Annotated in this window: 4 protein-coding genes; all 4 read right to left on the bottom strand. The window is 70.1% G+C overall.

Features of this window, described 5'->3' with window-relative positions; translation table 11 throughout:
- On the bottom strand, positions 1–903 hold a 903-nt coding region (locus tag ETD96_RS42300), incomplete at its 3' end, for a type II secretion system F family protein (protein WP_138642105.1).
- The gene (locus ETD96_RS42295) at positions 903–2,267 is read right to left on the bottom strand and encodes a TadA family conjugal transfer-associated ATPase (protein ID WP_138642104.1); all 1,365 of its coding nucleotides are present in this window, start codon (positions 2,265–2,267) and stop codon (positions 903–905) included. The genes ETD96_RS42300 and ETD96_RS42295, both read right to left, overlap by 1 nt.
- A complete protein-coding gene (locus tag ETD96_RS42290) occupies positions 2,264–3,034 on the bottom strand; it encodes a hypothetical protein (protein WP_138642103.1) in 771 nt (256 codons plus the stop codon). The genes ETD96_RS42295 and ETD96_RS42290 overlap by 4 nt, the downstream gene beginning before the upstream one ends.
- 46 nt (positions 3,035–3,080) lie before the next feature.
- On the bottom strand, positions 3,081–3,788 hold the full coding sequence (locus ETD96_RS42285; protein WP_171069506.1) for an SAF domain-containing protein: 708 nt from the start codon (positions 3,786–3,788) through the stop codon (positions 3,081–3,083).
- Positions 3,789–3,905: the final 117 nt, after the last annotated feature.

The raw sequence follows: 3,905 nt of genomic DNA, 5'->3' as shown, positions 1-3,905 counted from the left end.
GCCCCCACCCACCCTCGGGTTCGAGCCGATCGACCCTTCAGCTTTCGCGAACCCACCGTCTTTGTGCAGGAAACGGGTGCCGGTGGAGAGCACGGCCAGGCGCCGCATCCACCACAGCCCTGCCGCGTAGATCCCGGCGACGACGGCCAGCACACTCTGACCGAGAGCGGTGTCGTAGGGGCCAGCGAGGGTGTCCGACGATGCGAAGAGCACACTGAGCACGCCGACGGACGCCACGATCACGATCAGCGTGGTGCGCAGTCCCGCCCGTTCGGCCTCGACGTCCCGGCGGACGATCACCTCGTGCTCGACCGCGTCGGCCAGCAGGCTCAATGCCTCGCGAGTGCCGGGGCCGCGGCGGCGGGCGGCAAGGAGGAGCGAGCAGGCGATCAGGTCGCCGATCGGGTCGTCCAGCTCGTCGGCGAACGCCCGCAGTGCGTGCTCGGTACTGGCGTGGCTGTTCAGCCGCCCGGACAGGACTTCGACCGGTTCGAGGATCGGCGCGGGCGCGATGCGGGCGCTATCGGCCAGGGCCTGTTCCAGGCCGCGGCTGGCACCGATCATCTCGGCGAGCCGCCGCGACCACTGCGCCAGCGCCTCCAGCCGCGCGATCCGCCGCTGTGGTGCTCGTCCGGACAGCATCGGCGGCAGCGCGTACACGCCGACTCCGACTGCCAGTGCCGCGACCGGCCATTCCGACAGGAGTAGCACTGCCAGGCCGGACACGGCGCCGGCGAGCAGCCGATTACGGCGACCGGGCCATACCGGAGACCGCAGAATGGTCTGCATCCGGGACGGTGGACGCCCCTCTGGGGTAACGGGAGCGACACCGGCAACGCCGACGGCGATGAGCAGCAAAGCCCCGGCGGTGCACATGCCGGCGAAGGCGGCCAGCCAGCCCATCACTGCCAGCCCCCATCGAGGACCGCGGGATCAAAGCCGTGCTCGACGAGCTCCTCCAGCAGGGCTGGGCTGATGTGTCCGCCGCCCGGTGCGGCACGTCCGTCAGGACCTGGGCCGAAGATGAAGTTGCGGGTCGGCTCCGCTGAATCCGCAGGCGGGCCGACCTCCATCACCTGCGACACGTACCGGGCGTTGGTGGCCTGGTCGCGGCGCAGATACACGACGAGGGGCTCGGCCAGTCCGAACATCATGTGCACGTCGTCGGCGCCGAGGCCGAGGTCGGCGCGGCGGCCGAGTTGCACGACGCGGCTGAAGACGTGCTCGGGACGATGGACGTGCAGTGTGCACATCGAGCCGCGCGCCCCGGAGTACATCACCTCCAGCATCGGTGCGAGTTCGCCGTGGCGGGCCTCGCCAACGATGACGCGGTCGGGGTTGAGGCGCAGGCACGCCGGCACCAGGTCCTGCAGCCGCACCTCTCCGGCGCCTTCGGAGTTGGCCTGACGTGCTTCGAGCGCGACCACGTCCGGGTGGCGGTGTGCCAGGCGAGGATCGTCCAGGAACAACTCGTAGTCGCTTTCCAGGGTGATGATCCGCTCTTCGGGCGAGATCTCTCCGGCCAGGGCGCGCACGAGCGTGGTCTTGCCGGTGTTGACCTCCCCGCACACGATGATGTTGCGGTGCGCGGAGACCGCCGCTCGCAGGAATGCCTCCAGCGGCGCGGTGAGGGTGCCCAGCTCGGTGAGCTGCCGCAGCCCGATGTCGACGAGCCGATGAACCCGAATCGCCAGATGCGGATGCCGCGATACCCAGCCCACCACCGCAAGCCGGACTCCGTCGGACAGCGCGACGTCCAGCAAGGGAGACGCGTGGGAGAACTCCCGGCCGCTGTTACCGCGCCGCGCCAGCAACTGCACCCACTCGATCAGATCGTCGTCGGTCTCGGCGACCGGCGGACCCGGCTCCTTGGTGCCGTTGGTGTAGCTGATCCACGTCTGGCGACAGCCGTTGACGACGATGTTCTCCACGTCGGAGCGTTCCAGGAAAGGCTGAAGGGCCCCCAGCCCGAACCGGCGGTCGAACACCAACTGCGCGACCCGCTGCTGCTCCAACGCCGAGCTCACGCGGCCGGCCGCCATCTGCTCGTGCGCCCATGCCTGCACCTGCGCTTGGATCAGCTGCCGCGCCCGTACACGGTCCACCCCGTCGGCCAAGGCGTCGACCAGCTGGGCTGATATCTCACGTACTGCCGCCCAGACATTCGTCTCACCAGCGGACGAGAGAGCGTTCGGTGCCGCCGCCTGCGCGTGGGGAGCAGACTCGAAGAGCGTCGGCCTCGCGTTGGCCCATCCGGATACGGTCATCGGCGGACCCCCGAAGCCGCCAGCGGCGGAGCTGACCGCCTCACCTCATTCAGGGTGGTGACTGCGGTTCCCGGCTCGGCGACGGTCGCCCGGATGCGCTGCCCGAGCACGTCCAGCGACCGAACCAGCAGCGAGGTCTTAAAGGTCAGCCGGGGACGCGCACCGTCCGACAGGACGCGGGCGTCCGCCAGCGAACACGGCAACTCGGCGAGCACCGGAAAACCCAGCACACGCTCGACGTCTGCAGCGCCGTAAGCCCCATCGGCGATCAAGCACAGTCTGATGGCCGCCTGCTCGCCCACCAACTCCTTGAGCGCGTCCAATCGAGCTGCGGCGGCATCGACTTGCGTCACAGTGGGCTTGAGGACCATCACCACCGCGTCGGCCGCCTTCAGCAACTCGGTCGGGGTATCGGTGCCGCCGACCCGGCCCAGGTCGGCGAGCACGTCACCGTCCCTGGCCAGCAGCGCTTCGGCCAGCCGCCGCCAGACCGGCCTCAGCCGCATCCCGTGTCGAGGATCGCGGACACCATGCAGCAAGCCCGCATGCCCGTCGTCTGTGATCGGCACCACGTACTCCTCCAGCGCGAATGGGCCTTGGGGATCGGCCTCGGCGGCCATCGCGAGCCCGAGCAGCCCCGGCCCGGCAGACGCACGCATCCGGTCAGCCATGAACCCCGGCAGCACCCGACGTCCCATCGGGTCGCACTCGGCCAGCAGAACCCGGCCCGGCCAGGCCAACGCCAGCCCGAGCGCGGTCGTCGACACCCCAGGGGACCCGCCCGGAGAAATCAGGCAGTGCAACGCCATCGCCTCAGTCCCGCCTCTCGGTCACCACAAGGACGACCAGCCCGGCCGCCGCCTGTCGCGCCACTCGGCTGCTGTCGGCATCGGCCACCAGCAGCGCCACCGTCATCGCCCCTTCCGCGTCCGGGCCCTCCACCTGATCGACCACGCCTGAGACGTCCCGAGCCACACCGGCCTGTTGTTGACCCGGCCTCGACCCGCCGCCACCGGCGCCTTGCTCCTGGCCACTGGGCGTAAACACGACGCGGACGCGCCAGCCTGAACCCAGCCCCGGCGGCATCGCGCTCGCCTTCAGCGGCACCGTCACTAGCGCCTGCCCAGGGGGCGGACTCTGCTGCGTCGCGAGTTGCGAGGCCGCCAGCAGCGTCCCCTTCCGCAGGCTCACGGCAGCACGCCGCCCGACCACCTCACGCAGCTGACGCTCAGGAATCACCGGCACTGCGGAGCCGGTGGCGACGCGAACGACGTCCAAGTCCGCCTGAACGATCTTGTGTCCGACCGCAACATCACGCGTGAGCCGAACCACTGCGACCCGCTGACCCGATGACTGGAACAGGTACACATTCGCCAAGACCGCGAACGCCAGCAGCATCACGCCGGCCACCACCCATCGGGGCCGACGCTGCCGCGCCAGCCGTTTGGACGGCGCGTGATTCGGGCCGCCGGTCAACTTCGGGACCGTTGGTTTGGGCAGCGTGCCACTCCCGATCTTCATGCCACTCCTCATCCGTAAAGCCCCTGCGCCTCGGCCACCCGCAGCCGGAAACTCGTCGACCGCGTCAGCGGCGGCAACGCTCCCCCCGACCCGTCCGAACCCCGCCAGGTGCCGCCC

It is taken from the genome of Actinomadura geliboluensis, from assembly GCF_005889745.1.
GTDB classification, from domain to species: domain Bacteria; phylum Actinomycetota; class Actinomycetes; order Streptosporangiales; family Streptosporangiaceae; genus Spirillospora; species Spirillospora geliboluensis.
The sequence above is the reverse complement of the archived record's forward strand: the minus strand, read 5'-3'. Positions and strand labels throughout refer to the sequence as shown.